The sequence below is a fragment of the Loktanella sp. D2R18 genome, assembly GCF_003318235.1.
GTDB lineage: Bacteria > Pseudomonadota > Alphaproteobacteria > Rhodobacterales > Rhodobacteraceae > Yoonia.
The window spans coordinates 206874-225223 of record NZ_QOCG01000022.1; the positions used below are offsets into that span (position 1 = coordinate 206874).

The following is an 18350-nucleotide window of genomic DNA, read 5'->3' on the forward strand; positions in this document are numbered from 1 at the left end:
GGAGAGACGCGCATGGGACAAGCCAGTGAAACAATTACGCTGACGGTTGCGCAAGCGACGATCCGTTACCTTGCAGCGCAATTCATTGAAATTGACGGTGTAAAAACACGTGTATGCGGTGGTGGTTTTGGAATTTTTGGGCACGGCAACGTGACTTGCCTGGGCGAGGCCCTGTACGACCACAAAGATGTACTACCACTATATCGCGGCCAGAATGAGCAAGGCATGGGGTTTGCTGCTGCTGCCTATGCAAAGGCGCAATTGCGCCAGCGGTTTATGTTTTGCACAGCGTCCGCAGGCCCGGGCACCGCGAACTTATTAACTGCGGCGGCACTTGCACATGCAAACCGATTGCCGATGCTGATGCTTTGCGGTGATACGTTTCTGACGCGTCTGCCTGATCCAGTCTTGCAGCAGCTTGAGCATTTTGGAAATCCAACGTTGGGTGTGAATGACGCATTCAAGGCCGTGTCGCGTTTCTGGGACCGTATCACGCATCCTGCGCAAATTATGCAATCTTTGCCCGCCGCTTTGGCCACAATGCTTGACCCTGCCGATTGTGGTCCTGCATTCATTGGCCTGCCGCAAGATGTGCAAGGTTGGACCTTTGATTACCCCTTATCGTTTTTTGACGAACACGTGCATCGTATTCGCCGTCAATCACCTGACACAGCCGAAATCGCTGATGCAATTGCACTGTTGAAAACCGCGAAGCGTCCGATGATTATCGCAGGCGGTGGCGTGCAATATTCCGGAGCCGTGGCCGAACTGACAGCGTTCGCCGAAGCAACGGGCATTCCCGTGGTCGAGACGATTGCAGGCCGCGCGAACATGCTGAATACCCATCCGCTGAACATCGGGCCGCTAGGTGTAACAGGGTCGAATTCAGCGAATGCGATTGCTGAGAAAGCGGATGTGATCCTTGCCATCGGTACACGTTTGCAAGATTTTACGACAGGGTCTTGGACCGCATTCGCGTTGGACACGCAGATCATCGGTATCAATGTCGGCCGTCACGATGCGGCCAAGCACATGTCGCTGACTGTTGTCGGTGATGCGAAACTTGCGCTGACCGCACTGACGTCCGATTATACGTGCCCTGCGTCTTGGACCGAAGAAGCGCAAGCCGAGCGCGTAAAATGGAACGACTACGTCGCTGAAAATACCCGCATTGGGAACGGCCCTGCGTCCTATGCGCAAGCCATTGGTGCAGTGAATGATCTTTGTGATCCACGTGACCGCGTGGTTGCCGCTGCGGGCGGTTTGCCAGCCGAAGTCACTGCCAATTGGAAAACGCTTGATATCGGTACGGTCGATGTTGAATTCGGCTTTTCTTGCATGGGCTATGAGATCGCAGGTGGGTGGGGTGCGCGCATCGCGCAGTCAGAAGAAGAGCCCGAAAATGACACCATAGTTTTCACGGGTGACGGATCATACCTGCTGATGAATTCGGATGTTTATTCGTCGGTCCTTACGCAAAAGAAGCTGATCATCCTCGTGCTTGATAACGGTGGCTTTGCCGTCATCAACAAATTGCAGAACAACACCGGAAATGAGAGTTTCAACAATCTCATCTCGGACACGCCGACAGCAACGCATCAAGTCGGGGTCGATTTTGAAGCGCACGCACGCGCGATGGGGGCATTGGCCGAAACCGTCGCATCCCCCACTGATCTCGCCGATGCATTTGCCCGCGCCAAAGCCGCCGAGCGGACCTATGTGATTTGCATGAAAATCGATGCCTATGAAGGCTGGACCAAAGAAGGGCATACTTGGTGGGAAGTTGGCACGCCGCATGTGACCGACAACCCCAAGGTCGCCGCCGCGCATCAAGAGGTAGAATCCGCCCGTGTCCGTCAACGGAAGGGCATTTAATGAACCTGCTTGACGGTATTCGTACCAACAACTTTATCATCGTCGGACGCGCTGGCGTCGATCTGTTTCCCGACCCTCCCGGTACGGCGACCGAGGACGCTGAGGTTTTTCATGCTGACCTTGGCGGATCGTCCGCAAACATCGCTGTGGGTATCGTGAAATTGGGCGGTAAGGCTGCTTTGGTTACGCGCGTATCTGATGATAGCGCTGGACGGTTTTGCGTGAACAAGCTTGCACATTATGGCGTCGATAGCTCCTATGTCACCCCGGTTGGTGGCGAATATCGCAACTCACTCGCGCTTTATGAAAGCCGGCTTGAGGGGCATCAATCAGTGATCTACCGGAATGGGGCCGCTGACTTTCAGATGTGTTCAGATGATGTGAATGCCGTCGACTATAGCAAATTCGGCGCATTGATTACCGCAGGCACCGTCTTTGCCGCCGAACCATCGCGCAGCGCGACGTTTGAGGCATTTGATTTGGCAAAAACGGCAGGCCTGCCAATCATTTTTGACGTCGATTACCGTCCCTATTCGTGGCCTTCGCCGCAAGTCGCCGAAGAGGTTCTTTCGCGTGCGGCAGCCGAATGTGACATGATCGTCGCTAATGATGAAGAGTTCGGATTTATGGCAGGCAGCATCGACAAAGGCCTCGCCAAAGCCAAGCAGCTCGCCGAGACAACCGCGACAATCGTTGTTTACAAGATGGGCGAAAAAGGGGCCATCACCTTTGCAAATGGGACCGAAACGCCCACGGGTATCTTCCCTGTCAATGCGTTGAAACCCACAGGTGCGGGCGACAGCTTTATGGCAGGCCTTATAACCGGTCTTGCGGCGGATCTTCCATTGCACGACGCGATTTTGCGGGGCTCTGCCTGCGCATCTATTACGGTCTCAAAACCCGGTTGCGCGCCTGCGATGCCGACGACCGAAACGCTCACTAAATTCATGGCCGATCATCCCGGCCCCACGTCCGTCTAAAGGAAAAATCACATGCATATCGCCCCGTTTGACAATCAAAACAAGCCCATCGTGGATGTGGATGACCCGACTGTCCCGCTTAATTATTTTAATATCGTCAAACTAAAAAAGGGCGAAGCATTCGCCTATGAAGTCCCCGGCTACGAGACATGCATTGTCCCGGCGACGGGCACAATTGATGTTGATATCGAAGGTTTCAAAGCGACAAGCCTTGGTCACCGTGTTGAGGATGTTTGGGACGGCGAGCCCGAAGGCGTTTACGTGCCTGTCGCCGCCAAGGCCGAAATGGTTTGCATGTCTGACGAGGCCGAAGTGTTCATCTGCGGCGCACGCTACGACAAAGTGCTCGATGCGTTCGACGTGCGCGCAGATGTGTTGGACAAGGTGCAATACGGCTCGGACGAAACCAAGACGCACCGTAAGATCAAGCATATCCTCGGCACGAAATACCACGACAAAGTTGGACGTTTGCTTGTTTCAGAACTTTTTACCGTCGGCGAAGGTGGTTGGTCCGGTTTTCCATCCCACAAACACGACACGGATCGCTTGCCATTGGAAACGCGCCACGATGAAACCTATAATTTCCGCTTTAAACCGAACTACGGCTCCGGCGTCCAAATACTCCAACGCGAAGACGGCAAGGTAGGCGATGCATATCATCTTGTCGACGGCTCTACGATTTGCCTCGACAGCGGCTATCACCCTTGCGCTGTTTTGCCCGGCTACCAAATGTACTATTTCACCATCCTTGGTGGGCTTTCCCAACGGAGCCTTGTGCAATATTTTCAGCCTTCGCATGCAGCTCAACTTGAAACCATCCCTGGTATCAAAGACATGATCGCCAAATTCAAATAGGCGCCTCGCTGTCATCCATTTACGCTCGCCGTCATCCTATTCGGCTTTGATCAGGAACGTTCTCCTATGCCTCTCGTGACCCTCGCCGATGTCCTGCAACCTGCCTTGAAAAACGGTTATGCTGTGGGTGGCCTTGTCACCCTCGGATGGGAGGATATGGGTGCCTTCGTCGCGGCCGCTGAGGCCGAAAATTGTCCTGTGATCTTGCAGGCGGGGCCGGGTTGCCGTGACCATACGCCGTTGCCAATCTTAGGCAAAATGTTTAGGCATTTGGCTGAAAACGCATATGTACCTGTGGTCGCACACCTTGATCATGGCTACACGTTTGACGACTGCCAGCAGGCGCTTGATGCGGGTTTTACATCACTGATGTTTGACGGGTCGCGCAAGCCATTGGATGAAAACATCGCGCAGACCAAACGCGTGGTAGACCTTGCGCATAGCGCGGGGATTTCTTGCGAAGGCGAAATCGGGTTTGTTGGCTATGACAACGGCGAAGCATCCGCAGGAACCGACCCAGCTGAGTCGGCCCTATTTGCAAAAGAAACCGGTATCGACGCGATGGCGATTTCGGTCGGAAACGTACACCTACAACAAAACAAACAGGGCGGTCTGGACGAGGCGCGGATCGCGGCGATCCAAGCATTGACCGATGTGCCTTTGGTGATCCACGGCGGATCTGGCGTGCCAGTTGCGCAGCGTCGTCATTTGGCCAAGACCACAAACGTTTGTAAATTTAACATTGGGACGGAACTGCGCATGGCCTTTGGCGACGCGATGCGGGTAGCCGTCAATGCTGACCCGTCTCGCTTCGACCGGAATACAATTTTAAAAGAAACACACGACCCTGTCATGGCTGCGGCACAGCGGGTTTTGCAGGCAATGAAAGGCTGATTGCATGTTGAATATTGGTATACTTGGCGCGGGCCGCATTGGTCAGGTTCATGGTGCAACGCTGCGTGGCATGACATCTGCGCGTACCTATGCGGTGTCCGATTTTATCCCAGAAGCGGCGACCGCTTTGGCAAGTAAGCTTGGCGCGCAAGCCATGACGACGGACGAAATCATTGCGTCGCCTGAAATTGACGCGGTCGTCATCGGAACGCCCACCACCACACATTACGACATCATTCATCAGGCCGCGGCCGCTGGCAAAGCCATCTTTTGCGAAAAACCTGTCGATCTATCTGTTGACCGTATCCGCGAATGTCTGACCGCCGTCGAAAGCGCCGGTGTGCCATTTATGACCGCGTTTAATCGCCGCTTTGATCCTGGGTTTGCGCATCTTCAAAAGCAGATCGCGGATCAGGTCATCGGGAACGTCGAAATCGTGACAATTCTTTCGCGCGACCCATCACAGCCACCAATTGGTTACGTGAAAACCTCTGGCGGGATATTCCGCGACATGATGATCCACGATCTTGATATGGCGCGGTTCCTGCTGGGCGAAGACCCCGTTGAGATCAGCGCTGTTGGATCATGTCTTGTTGATCCGGCAATTGGTGAGGCTGGTGATTTTGACACGGCAGCCGTCACGTTGAAAACGGCGTCCGGTAAAATTTGCCAGATTTCAAATTCACGTCGTGCGACTTATGGGTATGATCAACGCGTCGAAGTCCATGGGGCAAGCGGCATGCTGCGCGCCCACAACGTGCCTGAACATAACGTTGAACTGACGACCGCTGCGGGCTTTACCACGGCCCCGACGCAGCCTTTCTTCCTTGAACGCTACTCTGCGGCTTACCGGGCTGAGATGGCGCATTTTGTGGCCTCGGTCGTTGACGGCGTCATGATGACTCCGTCGGGGCTTGATGGGCTCAAGGCGCAGATTTTGGCGGATGCGGCGGATGCAAGCGCGCGTGACGGTCAGCCACGGGCGCTGAGCTACTAAGGGAATGCGATTCATCCCGGCACGCCCTGGCAAGACTTCCTACAAAGATGTCGCGAATAGGAAGAAATGCCTTTGCAAATCAAAACCCGCTCTAGTGAAAGTCAAAATACGCAGCCAGGCGGATCCTTGGCTTTATGGTGTGGGACGCTCACCCATTGCTATTACAACTCGGTTTAATGCAGCCATTGGGAATATGAGTTCCTTAGAAATCTGAGGCTCCGGCTTCAATAAAATCAATAGATTATCGTTTCATTTGGTAAAAAACGGACCGGGGTGTCAATATGCAAATATGGAAATTCACACCATGTGACGTGACCGCTAGCTGGGCAACTCGATATCACTTGAGAGCGTTTTTTGTGACGCACGCTGGACAACAGCACAAAATGCAACCGGTTGCAAAATTGATCTGCAACATTTAGAGTGAAGTTGGAGATAGAGGGGGAGAAAGCGAATCGATGCCGAGATATGTCACCAAATTGTTGACCGTTCCGGCGACGTCAGCACTCCAGAGTTTGGGGTTCTGGAACAGCAATTGCCTGAATCGCATCATGGTGCGGCCCCTCATGAGAGAGGGTGTCATGCCCTCTACCGTTCACATGTTTGAAGACTTTGCCCAAAGGTTGGCTTGGTCACTTACTTTCTCTTCATCCTCGAAATCGCGAGACAAGAGGGTGCTGTCGAACCACCGCCTCATTTGAGGCCCCGGTATTCATAATGCGTGCGCCGGGCACGGTCCTTGGGAGGAAATCATGAACAAAGTACTATTGGCCGCTGGCCTCGCGACTACCCTGATGGGTTCAACAGCGTCTGCACAGCAAATTGGTGTATCTGTTGCGCGTTTCGACGACAACGGTTTGACTGTGATGCGCAACGGCATGACAGCACACGAAGAGACACTTGACGGTGTTTCGCTTCAGATTGAAGACGCGACCGATGATGTTGCTAAGCAGCTTGACCAGATCAACAATTTCATCGCGTCTGGCGTTGATGCGATTATCGTGAACGCCGTTGACACGAACGCAACCGAAGCCATGTCCAATGCTGCAGCTGCTGCAAGTGTTCCACTGGTTTACGTGAACCGTCAGCCGATTAACATGGACACCCTGCCCGCCGGTCAGGCCTTTGTTGCGTCCAACGAAATCGAATCCGGTACATTGGCGGCATTCCACATGTGCCAGCAACTTCGCGCTGAAGGCAAATCCGGTGGCGCAACAGCGTATATGCTGATGGGCCAGCTGTCGAACCAAGCCGCTGTTCAACGTTCGAAAGACTTCCATGACGTCATTGGCATGGACATGTGTAACTTCATCACACTGATCGACGAACAAACAGCAAACTGGTCACGCGACGAAGCCAATGATCTGATGACAAACTGGATTTCAAGCGGTGAGCCGTTCGATGCTGTGTTTGGCAACAATGACGAGATGGCGCTTGGTGCTATTCAGGCGATGAAAGCCGCCGGCATTTCCATGGACGACGTTGTTGTTGGTGGCGTTGATGCGACCTCTGACGCGTTGCTTTCCATGCAAGCTGGCGAAATGGACGTGACAGTTTTCCAAGACCTAGCGGGGCAAGGTGCTGGGTCTATTGATACTGCGATTGCGCTGATCAATGGCGAAGAAGTCGATAGCAAAGTGTTCATCCCGTTCAAGCTGGTGACACCCGAAAACATTGGTGAATTCGTGCAATAATTGCGGAAAATTCGCTAAATAGGGTGCGAGGCGGTCAGTTTGTGCCGCCCCGCATTTCTCAAAAACTCATGTCATTTCAGGAGAGCTGACCTATGTCAGATCAGAGCGACGGCACTGGCGGTCTTACCTTCGATAAATCTAAAAAGAACTGGCCAAATGAACTCAATGTCTTTGGCGCATTTGTCCTGATTATCGTCATCTTCGAAGTCCTTGGCGCCATTTACATGCAGCAAAGCCTGCTGTTCGACACGCGTGATCGTTTCGACAGTATCTTTAACGAAGCACGTTTGCGGATCATTATCATTCAAGTCGCCATCATTGGTATCATCGCGATTGGGGTAACCCAGGTGATTATCACCGCCGGTATCGACCTTTCATCGGGATCGGTAGTGGGGGCAACGGCCATGGTCGCGATGAGCTTTGCGCAAGTCGCCGAAGTCAACGGTGGTCCGAACCCAAAAGCGATCTTTGGCGAATGGGCGCTTGATCTGCCAGTCCTTGTGCCCGTCGTTGTCGGGTTAACTGTTGGCCTGCTGGCCGGCACCGTCAACGGTATTCTTGTGGCGTTCGCGCGCATCCCACCGTTCATTGCGACGCTTGGCATGATGCTATTTGCACGTGGCGTGGCACAATGGTGGTCCTTGGGTAACCCGGTATCGTTCCCGACCGAAGGGTATGCGAAAATCGGTGCAGGCATGATGCCCGTTGTCATCTTTTTATCGTTGGCGCTGCTGTTCCACTTCATCATGAACTATACAGTTTATGGCAAACACACTTATGCGATTGGTTCAAACGAGGCCGCAGCGCGGATGTCTGGGATCAACGTTCCGCGTCACTTGATGCTCGTCTACATGATCGCTGGGATGCTCGCGGGTCTTGCCGCTGTAATCTTGACCTCAAAGAACCTTACCGCGCAGTCAGGTATGGGGTTGTCATATGAACTTGAGGCGATTGCGATGGCTGTCATTGGCGGTGTGTCACTGTTTGGAGGGCGCGGATCAATCATCGGTACCGTAATCGGGGCGCTGATCATTGGCGTCATTACGTCCGGCTTTACCTTTTTGCGTCTTGGAGCATTCTATCAAGAAATGGTGCTGGGTTGTATCATCGTCGGAGCGGTTGCTTTGGACCAATACCAACAAAAACGCAGCGCAGCGCGGGCTTAAGGGAGGCATAGACATGTCAGATATTATTCTCGAAACCAAAGGCCTTACCAAACATTATGGTGGAGTTCATGCTTTGGAAGACGCCGACTTCCAGCTGAAACGTGGCGAACATATCGCCATAATGGGCGACAATGGTGCCGGAAAATCGACCTTTGTACGCCAAATCACGGGTGTGGAGCAAAGGACACGGGGCGACGTTATCTTTGATGGAGTACCCGTCAATTTTGCTGGCCCGCTTGATGCGCGCGAGGCAGGTATTGAAACGGTGTTCCAGACCTTGGCGTTGGCTGATGATTTGAACGTGCCAGACAACCTGTTCCTTGGCCGAGAGAAAACCAAATTCGATTGGCTGGGTCCATTCCGATTGCTCGACTACAAATCGATGCGCGAAGACACGATGGCAGGTCTTGTGAAAACGGGTGTGAAAATCCCGAATATTAAGAACACGATTGCAAACATGTCTGGCGGACAACGCCAATGTGTCGCCATTGCGCGCACCGCAACCTTTGCATCTAAGCTGACGATCATGGACGAGCCGACAGCGGCCCTAGGTGTGCAAGAAACGGCGCAGGTCGAAAACATCGTACGTACGCTCAAAGATCAAGGTGAAAGCCTGATCCTTGTGTCGCATAACATGCGTCAGGTATTTGATCTGGTTGACCGTATTATTGTGTTCCGCCGTGGCCGTATCGTTGCAAACCTTAACGTCGAAGACACGGATGGCAACGATGTGGTATCCTATATTACCGGTGCGAAAACCGGTGCTGAATACGAAGGCGCGGCATGAAACTTCTCGACCTTGAACATCCGTTTTTTACCCCAGTTGGGGTCCGTGTTGCGGTTGTCGTGGTTTGCGCCGTTTGGGGCTTGGTAGAGCTCGCGAACGGCGCAGTTTTTTGGACGATGTTCTTTTTGGGATTGGCGGCGATCTGTGGCTGGCGCTTTGCGACTATTGACTATGTCGCAGTGAATAAGGCACAGAACCGTGCGGAGAAAGAATAAGGGGACAAACGCATGGCAGTAACGCTGAAGGACGTGGCCGAATTGGCCGGTGTCTCGCGTTCGGCCGTGTCGCGGACCTATACCGAGGGCGCCTCGGTCTCTGCCAAAACACGTAAAAAAGTCCAAGAAGCGGCGGACACACTGGGCTATAGCCCAAATGCTTTGGCATCCTCGCTTACGACGGGCAGGACCAAAATGATTGGTCTCGTTTCCAACAACTTTCACAACCCGATTTTTCTAGAGGTGTTTGATCTCTTCACCAAGGGCTTGCAGGGTCGGGGTTTGCGGCCTTTGCTCGTGAACCTAACGGATGAGACTGACCCCGAGAAATCCGTGCGCATGCTGCAACAATATTCCGTTGATGGTGTGATCGTGGCGTCATCCACATTACCCGAAAGTTTCGCCGAAGCGTTTCGCGTTGCAGGTGTTCCCGTTGTCCATTCGTTTGGACGGCTGGTCGCGAACCCAACCGTCAATGTATTAGGTATCGACAACAAGCAAGCAGGCCGGTTGGCCGCAGAAACGCTTATCGCACGGGAATATACGCGGGTTGGTTTTTTAGGTGGCCCACAGGCCGCGACATCGACACAGGACCGTATGGCTGGCTTTCTTGATGCGTTGCGCGAACATCCAAACGTTAGCGTTACCACCTCATTTGCAAGTGCATATTCGTTCGAGGCTGGCCGCGCCGAAATGCTGCGTCTGATCGATGCGCCGTTGGCCGAGGCGTATTTTTGTGGTGATGATGTCTTGTCGATTGGCGTTTTGTCCGCGCTCCAATCCCACGGGCTATCGGTTCCGGACGACGTGGGCATTATCGGTTTGAATGACATGGAAATGGCCGGATGGGACAACATCAACCTGACCACAATCCATAACCCGATCACAGAAATTATCGCGTCGTCTGTCAACCTCGTGGCAGACATGGTGCAAGACAGCGCAATGACGCCGCAAGCACGCTTATTCGCGTGTCATGTGATCGAACGCGGAACGCTACGCGCGCTGAAAAGTTAAAGACGACCAGGACTTATGCCCTGCCCCGCTGGGGGACAAAGCTGCCCAACTGCCATAACCCATTATCCTTACTTCTGGGTCTCCGGCAAACAAGGGGCGCTTCGTCCAGCGAAGCAGCCGTCGGTGCAAAATGCAGTGAATGTCCGCAATCCGCCCTTTGTGAATGATGCCGCTTCCGGCCCAAAACGGACATCCACGACCAGCTTTGACGCTGCGGTGCAGCTTCTCGGAAACGGACGTAGGTCGACGGCGCGGCATTCTGGCCTCCCCACCCAACTATGCGGTTAAAGCCCACCTACTGATTACTACCTCCAATAACCATTTTCGCACGGTTAGACATCAGTCGTTTGACGCTCGACTTCAATCGCACTATCAAGCCCTCACCGGGGGCGCCGCAAGGCTGAGAAGTACCCTTTGAACCTGAACCAGATAATGCTGGCGGAGGGAGGGTATATGTTCGCGTTTCGCACGAACGTCGTCCGCTTTTCGTCAGAAAAAGGAGACACCGTGCAAGCTCAAGACCTGTTTACATACCTGCGTGACCAAAACCCGTTGGTGCAGTGCATCACGAACTTTGTCTCGATGAATGTCGCCGCCAACGTGGTCCTTGCGGCGGGTGCGTCTCCTGCGATGGTCCACGCCCACGAAGAAATCGCCGATTTCACCCCGATCTGTGGCGGGCTGGCGGTTAACATTGGTACGCTTTCACCGCCGTGGGTGGACAGCATGATGGCCGCAGCGCGGGTGGCCAATGACACAGGTGTCCCGTGGGTTCTGGACCCTGTCGCGCATTTCATTTCCGGCTATCGCAAAGACGCCGCCCAACGACTTATGGCGCTGCGGCCTACAATCTTGCGCGGCAATGCTTCTGAAATTCTGGCGATGGCAGGTGAAGCTGGCTCTGGCAAAGGGGCGGACAGCCGCGACAGTGTGGAGGCGGCGCAGGATGCGGCGGTCTCGCTTGCGCAGACATTCGGCAGCGTGGTCGCAGTCAGCGGCCCGACCGATTTCCTGACCGACGGTGTGCGATCCGTGATGGTCACCGGCGGGTCCGACCTTATGCCGAAAGTCACGGCGCTTGGGTGTTCGCAAAGTGCCCTGATGGGGGCCTATGCGGGCTGTGGCCCTGCGTTTGACGCAGCCCTTGCCACGCTGGCCCATTTCAAAGTGGCCGGCACAAAGGCGGCGGCGCGCGCCGATGGGCCAGGCAGTTTTCAGCCCCATTTCCTGGATGCACTCTACACAACGCAGGCCCACGAGCTGGCGGATGTGATCAAGGCATGAGTGCGCTTCATCACCAGTTGCGCCAGAAATTACGCCTGTATCTGGTCGCCGATACCACCCTGTGCGGGGTCGATGGGCTGGTCGACACGGTCACAAGGGCTGTGGCCGGCGGCGTCAGCTTCGTGCAATTGCGCGCCAAAGATGCCACGACGCCCGAGCGGGTAGAAATGGCGCGGGATTTGAAGGCTGCGTTGGCGGGCACAGGCGTTCCGCTGCTGATAAACGATGATGTCAGCGCCGCGATCGCGGCGGATGTCGACGGCGCGCATATCGGCCAAGGCGACGGTGCCCCTGCGAAAGCAAGGGCGCTGTTGGGACCGGAAAAGATACTCGGGCTGTCGTGCGAAACACCACAGACTGTGCGGGCCGCCGACCCTGATATCGTCGACTACCTTGGGCTGGGACCGGTGTTCAGCACCCCGACCAAAGCGGACCACAAAGCCCCGATCGGCTTTGACGGGTTGGCGCGGATGGTGCAGCTAACGGATTTGCCCTGCGTGGCGATTGGCGGGCTGAAGGCGGCGCATCAACCTCGCGTGTTTGCCGCGGGCGCAGACGGGCAAGCCGTCGTCTCGGCCATCTGCGGGCAAGACGATCCCAAGGCCGCCGCCGAGAGATTTCAACACCTTAAGGAGGTGCGGCCATGATCCCCAATGTCCTGAGTATCGCAGGCTCCGACCCTTCTGGCGGGGCGGGTATACAGGCCGATGTGAAGGCGATTTCGGCCAATGGCGCATTTGCCATGGCCGCGCTCACCGCCCTGACAGCGCAAAACACACAAGGCGTCAGCGACATTCACCTTGTGCCGCCTGCCTTTGTCACAGCCCAGATCGACACCGTGTTTGACGATATCCGCGTGGACGCCGTAAAGATTGGGATGATCGCAAACGCGCAGATCGCGCAGGCCGTCGCCACCGCGCTGCGCGAGCGCGATGTGCCGATCGTTCTTGATCCGGTGATGATCGCAAAAGGCGGCGCGCCTTTATTGCAGCCCGATGCGATTTCCGTGCTGCGCGACCAGCTGTTGCCCCGAGCGACGGTGCTGACCCCGAACCTTCCCGAAGCAGCGCACCTGCTGGGCGTCGCTCCGGCCACGTCGCGCCCCGAGATGGAACGCCAAGGCCACGCGCTCTGCGCTTTGGGGGCGCGTGCGGTTTTGATGAAAGGCGGACACCTGTGCGGTGCTGACAGTCCCGATTGCCTTGTCAGCGCGGATCAGGTGACGTGGTTTGAAAGCCCGCGCTCCGCGACGCGCAACACCCATGGCACGGGCTGCACCCTGTCGTCCGCCTTGGCCGCCCGGATCATGCAAACAGACGACATCGCGACCGCTGTCGCCGCGGCCAAATCCTATGTCGCCATGGCCATTGCCTGCGCCGATGACCTGTCCGTCGGCTCAGGTCACGGGCCGACACACCACTTTGCAACCTTGCTTCCCTTCGTTCAGGAAACCCGACCATGAAATCTGTCTTGCTCGCCTCAGCCCTGTCCTTTTGTGCCGCTCCGCTTTGGGCGCAGGACCAGATGACCCTTTTGCTGGACTGGTTCGTAAACCCCGACCACGGCCCCATCATCATCGCGCAGGAAAACGGCTATTTCGCCGAAGTGGATCTTGAGGTTGAGGTCATCGCGCCCGCCGACCCCTCCGATCCGCCCAAACTGGTCGCCGCGGGGCAGGCGGATCTGGCAATTTCGTATCAGCCGCAACTCCATTTGCAAATTCACGAAGGGCTTCCGCTGCAGCGGGTGGGCACGCTTGTCGCCACCCCATTGAACTGCCTGCTGGTGCTCGCGAACGGGCCGATTGCATCGCCTGCGGACCTGCGCGGTGGCAAGGTCGGGTTTTCCGTGGGCGGCGTTGAAGAGGCGGTGCTAGGCCATGTTCTGAACACCCACGGGCTGACGCTGGACGACGTCGAGCTGATCAACGTGAACTGGTCGTTGTCGCCGTCCTTGATGTCTGGTCAGGTGGATGCCGTGATCGGCGCCTTCCGGAACTTTGAACTGAACCAGATGGAGATCGAAGGCGTCGAGGGGCGGTGTTTCTACGTCGAGGAGGAAGGCCTGCCGTCCTATGACGAACTGATCTATGTCGCGAACCCCGACACGATGGACCCCGATATGATCCGCCGTTTTCTGACCGCGACCGAGAAAGCCACGCAATACATCATCAACCATCCCCAAGCATCGTGGGAGGTCTTTTCAGCCACCGCCCCCGAGCTGCAGGACGCGTTGAACGAACGCGCATGGGCCGACACGCTGCCGCGCTTTGCCCTGCGCCCCGCAGCGATGGATGTCGGGCGCTACGCCGCGTTTGAAACCTTTCTGCACCAGGCGGGGCTGATCCCGTCGATCCACCCGGTGTCGAAAATCGCCATCGATGTGACAGCCCCATGAGCGACCGCCCGTACGGAACCACCTTCGCAGCGTGGCGGTCCGGCTGCCCAGAGGCCTGGGCGACCTATACCGAACACGCCTTCGTGCAAGGATTGGGCGACGGCAGCTTGCCGCGTGCGGCGTTTTTACACTACCTGATCCAGGACTACGTGTTTCTGGTTCACTTCGCCCGCGCGTGGTCACTGGCCGTGGTCAAAGCCGAAACGCTGGACGAGATGAAAATCTGCGCAGCCACGGTAGATGCTTTGGTCAATCACGAAATGGCCTTGCACGTCAAAACCTGCGCGGCCGAGGGTATCGACGAACAGACATTGTTCGCAGCACCTGAAGCCTTCGAAAACCTTGCCTATACAAGATACGTCATGGACGCAGGGCTTCAGGGGGACTTCCTTGATCTGATGGCCGCACTCGCGCCCTGTTGTTTCGGCTATGGTGAAATCGGGATACGCCTTGGGCAATCGGCGACGGCGGACACCGGATACCGTGACTGGATCGAGACCTATGCCGACGTTGGCTATCAGGACGTCATGGGGAACGTCGGTCAGATGATCGATCGCGCCGTGGCCCGCCGGATCGGAGAGAGGCCCACCACGTCGCCCCGCTGGGCGAAGCTTCAAGCGCGTTTTACGACCGCTACCCAATTAGAGGCCGCATTCTGGAACATGGGGCTGCGCGGGGCGTGACCGATGCCCCCGCCCTTCACGTCAACGGTCATCACGACATGGCGGGCCGCCAGCTCTTTGCGCCGCTTGATCTGACCTTGCCCGCCGGTCAATGGACCTGTGTTCTGGGGCGGTCTGGCGTCGGGAAATCGACGCTGTTGCGCTTGATCGCCGGGCTGACCTGCGCGGGGGACTTCAACGGCCAGATCGAAGCTTCGGACAGCGCGCCCCTAGCCGGACGGATCAGTTTTATGGCGCAGTCTGACCTACTGTTGCCGTGGCTGAGCGTGTTCGAAAACGTTGTTCTGGGGGCACGGCTGCGCGGCGACACGCCCGACAAAGATTTGGCACACGATCTTCTGCAACGGGTCGGGCTTGCGGCCTTCCGCGACATGAAACCCGCTGCGCTGTCTGGGGGGATGCGCCAGCGCGCGGCCTTGGCGCGCACCTTGATGGAGGATCGCCCCGTCGCGCTGCTGGACGAGCCTTTCTCGGCGTTGGATGCCAGCACGCGCGCAGATATGCAGGAGCTTTCGGCGCAGATGTTGCAGGGCAAAACTGTTCTGATCGTCACCCATGATCCGGCCGAGGCCTTGCGCCTTGGCCACCAGATTGTGGTGTTAACGGCTGCGGGCGCCACCCTGTGGCCGCCGCTGGACACACCCCCTGTGCGCGATCAATACGCGCCCGAAACCATCGCGGATCAGGCCGCATTGCTGTCGCATCTGCGGGGCGCGCCATGAGCAAATGGGCCTATGCATTTGGCGCCACCGGCTTGGGCCTGATCTTGTGGTCCACCGTGGTCTGGGCCACAGGTGTGCCGCATTTCATTCTGCCCTCACCATGGCGAGTGGCGCAGGCGGGGTGGGACAGCAGCAGCCTGATCGGCGTGAATGCCTTGGTGACAGCCACTGAAGTTGTGACAGGTCTTGTGGTTGGTGCCGTTCTTGGGGTGATCTCGGCGATCCAGCTGGCCAATTCGGACCGGCTCTACCGGCTGGTCATGCCGCTGTTGATCTTTACCCAAGCGGTGCCGGTCTTCGCCCTCGCCCCGATCTTGACGCTGTGGTTCGGCTACGGGATGGCGTCGAAAGTCGTGATGGCCGTGCTGATTATCTACTTTCCGGTGACCAGCGCCTTTTACGACGGGTTGACCCGCGTGCCGCGCGACATTGTCGATATGGCGCGGGCGATGAACGGCACCAGATGGCAGATTATGCGACGGATCAAAATACCACATGCCCTGCCGTCCTTGGGCACGGGGTTGAAACTGGCCGCCGTCTACGCGCCCATCGGGGCGGTGATTGGCGAATGGGTCGGCGCGTCAAAGGGGCTGGGCTACCTCATGCTTTTGGCAAACGGGCGCGCGAAGACGGACCTAATGTTTGCAAGCCTGATCACATTGGCCGCCATGACGATTTGTTTGTACGTGTTGGTCGATAAGGTTGCTACACGGCTAAGGCCGGATTAACAGCGTTAACTGTGACGGCGGACATTTTTGCAAAGCATGTCATCGTTCCCAATGGCTCAAAGCCACCGTCCCCTGCGGGTGAAAGTGCAACGTGCTGCCGAAGGTCAGCTTTCGAATACGGCGAGCCTATACTTCGCAACTGCGGCGAAGGTCTGGTCTCCGCCCTGGGTGTCGAGCGGCGCGAACCGCCCATTTTACTGTGGTCGACTAACTATTTCAGAACATGATGCTTGAAACACTTGATACTTTCTTCTCAGGCAATTCGTTCTACCGTCTCACTTCTCAATACGGTCCAGAATTTCTTTGCATGCAACTTCCATCGAAGGGCGAAGCGCGTCCAAAGACGGTTGAACGTATCTTCGCCCGGTGATCGACAGCGGTGTGTGATTGAGTAGCCGCCCGACAATCTCTTCAAGCACACCAGCTTCCATCGCCACCGTTGCAAATGTGCGGCGATGCATATGCGGATTATACTTTAGCCGTTCCGGCCGTGTGATGTGTCCCGCCTCCGATTTTGGCGACGGAAACACCCAGTGCCTACTGAGGGGGCGAAGCGGTGCCAAGATCTCATGGTGTATTTGCAAGATCGGAAGGTCGAAGCTCCGGCCATTCTTTGTTATGGGTAGGTGAATCCGGTCTTCATGTATTTGCTCCCATTTCAAGGTAAGCATCTCGGTTTTGCGCAGACCAGTAAACAAAAGAAGCTCATAGAATACGCGGTGGATTGGGTTAGGCAGGTTATCAATCGTCTGGCGCCATGCTTTCAAATCCTGAATGATCCGCCCGTCCGGCCTATCTTCAAACCATTCGATCGCCATCGTTGGACATTCTGCCAAATCGCAAGTCCTGCGGGCATGGTTATAAATTGCCCGGAAGTTGCGAAGAACGTGATTGGCAGCCGACGGCGACCTGGCCATTTCTTGATGGCGGCGGACAACCATTGCTTTGCTGATCTCGTCGAGCGGTAGGCGCATCCAGTCTTTCAAATGGAATTCAATTTGCGCGCGCATTCCCACCTTATGGTTTTCTGAACGCAGCTTTGGACGCGCCAAATATACCTCCATCGCCGCTTCAAGCGTGGGCGCACCGATTTGAACCGCCTTCCCTGCCCCTCTGCCCATCTCCAAGGCAAACCCAAGCGCCGTTTGCCGCGCAGCCTGTGCTGAGATGATTGGGAACCGACCAATCAAAATGCGCTTGGTCTGACCACCAACGTCTTTCTGAAAGTACCAGGTCTTGGAACGCTTCCCCACAAAGAGCACCAGCCCTTTGATTTCTGCATCCCAATACTTGTCAGTACCGGCTTTCGCATTGGGAAGTCTGCTCGCAAATGTCTCAGATAGCTTTGGCATATTTTGTCGGCTTTTTGTCGGGATGAACTGAATAGTGGTGATACTCGGTGCAACCCAATGCAAGAAATAAGTCAACAAAAATAAACACTAAGGGACTCAGTGATACATCATGAAACTCAGATCACTTGTTTGGAAAACTGGGGTCTTAACCATTACACAACACCCGCGACCAAGACATCAACTATTTCACCTCAAATAGGAGGTCAAGAAGGTCTTTCTGACATCAACAGAATTTTCCACCGCCAGCATGGGTTTGGACCGTTCTCTGGGGCCTGCGCGGCGATGGTGTCAAAAGGATCGGAAAACCGTCAGAATCTAGTTCAGGGGCCATTCCTCAAAAAAACCTTCAGAGAAATGTAGGACGTTAAAATACTCTTCGACACCGTCGATCCCTTCAAACGCATCCACTAAAAATCGAATGCTTTGGCGCTTTATTGCCCCACACATTTGGTTGAATTCATAAAGGCTCATCTCTAGTTCAGCAGATCGGCCAGAGGCCACGTCTTGACCATTGACCAATAGCGTTTTGCGTGACGAGGATACGAGCTCAAACCACACCTTTTGCCCATCAAATTTATAGTTGATTTGCGCGTTGTTGTCCCCTGCATCCATACTAATGATCCCTTCAGTCCTAGGATTAAAATTCACTTTGAAGCATCGAATGAAGAGCATATTAGCTAGCAAAACAAGCTGGACCTGTCGCGGTTTGA

Annotated in this window: 19 protein-coding genes and 1 riboswitch; of the genes, 17 read left to right on the forward strand and 2 right to left on the reverse strand. The window is 55.6% G+C overall.

The window, feature by feature from the left end:
* Positions 1-12: 12 nt before the first annotated feature.
* From iolD to DS901_RS12420, 17 genes are all read left to right on the forward strand, one after another.
* Positions 13-1875, forward strand: a complete 1863-nt coding sequence (gene iolD, locus DS901_RS12340; protein WP_113777234.1) for a 3D-(3,5/4)-trihydroxycyclohexane-1,2-dione acylhydrolase (decyclizing) — start codon at positions 13-15, stop codon at positions 1873-1875.
* Positions 1875-2855 (forward strand): 5-dehydro-2-deoxygluconokinase, encoded by a 981-nt coding sequence (gene iolC / locus DS901_RS12345; RefSeq protein ID WP_113777235.1) that lies wholly within the window; start codon positions 1875-1877, stop codon positions 2853-2855. Before iolD ends, iolC begins: the two co-directional genes overlap by 1 nt.
* Before the next feature lie 12 nt (positions 2856-2867).
* Positions 2868-3710, forward strand: a complete 843-nt coding sequence (locus DS901_RS12350) for a 5-deoxy-glucuronate isomerase (RefSeq protein ID WP_113777236.1) — start codon at positions 2868-2870, stop codon at positions 3708-3710.
* 66 nt (positions 3711-3776) lie between these two features.
* Positions 3777-4604, forward strand: a complete 828-nt coding sequence (locus tag DS901_RS12355) for a class II fructose-bisphosphate aldolase (RefSeq protein WP_113777237.1) — start codon at positions 3777-3779, stop codon at positions 4602-4604.
* Positions 4605-4608: 4 nt separating this feature from the next.
* The gene (gene iolG, locus DS901_RS12360; protein WP_113777238.1) at positions 4609-5601 is read left to right on the forward strand and encodes an inositol 2-dehydrogenase; all 993 of its coding nucleotides are present in this window, start codon (positions 4609-4611) and stop codon (positions 5599-5601) included.
* A 749-nt stretch (positions 5602-6350) separates the two neighbouring features.
* Positions 6351-7292: a substrate-binding domain-containing protein gene (locus tag DS901_RS12365; RefSeq protein WP_113777239.1), complete on the forward strand. Its 942-nt coding sequence runs from the start codon at positions 6351-6353 to the stop codon at positions 7290-7292.
* A 92-nt stretch (positions 7293-7384) separates the two neighbouring features.
* Positions 7385-8458 carry an ABC transporter permease gene (locus tag DS901_RS12370; RefSeq protein WP_113777240.1) on the forward strand — a complete coding sequence of 358 codons (1074 nt, stop codon included), beginning with the start codon at positions 7385-7387 and terminating at the stop codon, positions 8456-8458.
* Positions 8459-8471: 13 nt separating this feature from the next.
* Positions 8472-9245, forward strand: coding sequence for an ATP-binding cassette domain-containing protein (locus DS901_RS12375; protein ID WP_113777241.1), 774 nt, complete (start codon positions 8472-8474; stop codon positions 9243-9245).
* Positions 9242-9460 carry a hypothetical protein gene (locus DS901_RS12380; RefSeq protein WP_113777242.1) on the forward strand — a complete coding sequence of 73 codons (219 nt, stop codon included), beginning with the start codon at positions 9242-9244 and terminating at the stop codon, positions 9458-9460. The genes DS901_RS12375 and DS901_RS12380 overlap by 4 nt, the downstream gene beginning before the upstream one ends.
* Positions 9461-9472: 12 nt before the next feature.
* Positions 9473-10474, forward strand: coding sequence for a LacI family DNA-binding transcriptional regulator (locus tag DS901_RS12385; protein ID WP_113777243.1), 1002 nt, complete (start codon positions 9473-9475; stop codon positions 10472-10474).
* A 375-nt stretch (positions 10475-10849) separates the two neighbouring features.
* Positions 10850-10938, forward strand: a riboswitch (TPP riboswitch).
* Positions 10928-11758, forward strand: coding sequence for a hydroxyethylthiazole kinase (gene thiM / locus DS901_RS12390; protein ID WP_220150238.1), 831 nt, complete (start codon positions 10928-10930; stop codon positions 11756-11758). Its footprint overlaps the riboswitch before it by 11 nt.
* Entirely contained in the window at positions 11755-12405 is a 651-nt protein-coding gene (thiE, locus tag DS901_RS12395) for a thiamine phosphate synthase (protein WP_113777244.1), read from the forward strand. The genes thiM and thiE overlap by 4 nt, the downstream gene beginning before the upstream one ends.
* Positions 12402-13220, forward strand: coding sequence for a bifunctional hydroxymethylpyrimidine kinase/phosphomethylpyrimidine kinase (thiD, locus tag DS901_RS12400; protein WP_113777245.1), 819 nt, complete (start codon positions 12402-12404; stop codon positions 13218-13220). The genes thiE and thiD overlap by 4 nt, the downstream gene beginning before the upstream one ends.
* Positions 13217-14155, forward strand: coding sequence for an ABC transporter substrate-binding protein (locus DS901_RS12405; RefSeq protein WP_113777246.1), 939 nt, complete (start codon positions 13217-13219; stop codon positions 14153-14155). Before thiD ends, DS901_RS12405 begins: the two co-directional genes overlap by 4 nt.
* Complete coding sequence (tenA, locus tag DS901_RS12410; protein ID WP_113777247.1) at positions 14152-14838, forward strand: thiaminase II; 687 nt, start codon at positions 14152-14154, stop codon at positions 14836-14838. Before DS901_RS12405 ends, tenA begins: the two co-directional genes overlap by 4 nt.
* Complete coding sequence (locus DS901_RS12415) at positions 14835-15560, forward strand: ABC transporter ATP-binding protein (protein WP_258546722.1); 726 nt, start codon at positions 14835-14837, stop codon at positions 15558-15560. The genes tenA and DS901_RS12415 overlap by 4 nt, the downstream gene beginning before the upstream one ends.
* Positions 15557-16288, forward strand: a complete 732-nt coding sequence (locus DS901_RS12420) for an ABC transporter permease (RefSeq protein ID WP_113777248.1) — start codon at positions 15557-15559, stop codon at positions 16286-16288. Before DS901_RS12415 ends, DS901_RS12420 begins: the two co-directional genes overlap by 4 nt.
* Positions 16289-16563: 275 nt before the next feature.
* Here DS901_RS12420 and DS901_RS12425 read toward each other — a convergent pair whose 3' ends face one another.
* Together DS901_RS12425 and DS901_RS12430 are read right to left on the reverse strand one after the other, a co-directional pair.
* The gene (locus tag DS901_RS12425) at positions 16564-17640 is read right to left on the reverse strand and encodes a tyrosine-type recombinase/integrase (RefSeq protein WP_113777249.1); all 1077 of its coding nucleotides are present in this window, start codon (positions 17638-17640) and stop codon (positions 16564-16566) included.
* Positions 17641-17955: 315 nt separating this feature from the next.
* Positions 17956-18350: hypothetical protein (locus DS901_RS12430; RefSeq protein ID WP_220150239.1), on the reverse strand; the 395-nt coding region annotated here is incomplete at its 5' end.